We start from the raw sequence: 544 nt of genomic DNA on the forward strand, positions 1-544 counted from the left end.
GCTCTTTCGCTACTTCCAACATTGTTTTAACTGGCTTTTTATGGGTATCGACAGCGACGGCGCCATTGTAACTCTTTATACCACTGCTTAAGGCCGTCGCGCCTGCTGCACTGTCAGTGACATAAGTATCATCATCGGGATAGGTGTGAGCCATGCCAACCAGTATCGAGTCAAAGACTGTAGGCTCAATCTGTTTAGTTTCTGGATTATCTTGATAATAACGGTAGGCGGTTGTGTAGGCAGGGCCCATTCCATCACCGATCATATAAATAATATTTTTCGGTGCTTCATTGGCGTGAACAAGCCCAGCCAGTAAACTGGCCGCAAGTAAAGAGTATCTGATTGTCATATTTCATCCATGAAAAAGTGACTGCGAGTATAAGCCGTCACTTTAATTACTGTTTTGCTTACAAGTATTCATCAATACTATCATTCAGTTAGGATGGAACCGCGTGTTACATCTTGGTTTTGCTACCCAAATCATTTCTTAAATAGGATCACTTCTGTACGTAGGCCGGCTTTAGGTGTCTCATTCGGGTTATTC

The 544-nt window shown here is 43.0% G+C and carries 1 protein-coding gene; it reads right to left on the reverse strand.

Going from position 1 to position 544, the window contains the following annotated elements; all coding sequences use genetic code 11:
• Positions 1 to 349, reverse strand: a 349-nt coding sequence (locus tag R7O13_RS30090) for an alkaline phosphatase (protein ID WP_318305619.1), incomplete at its 3' end; no start/stop codon positions are given.
• Positions 350 to 544: the final 195 nt, after the last annotated feature.

The organism is Vibrio sp. Y176 (genome assembly GCF_033438945.1).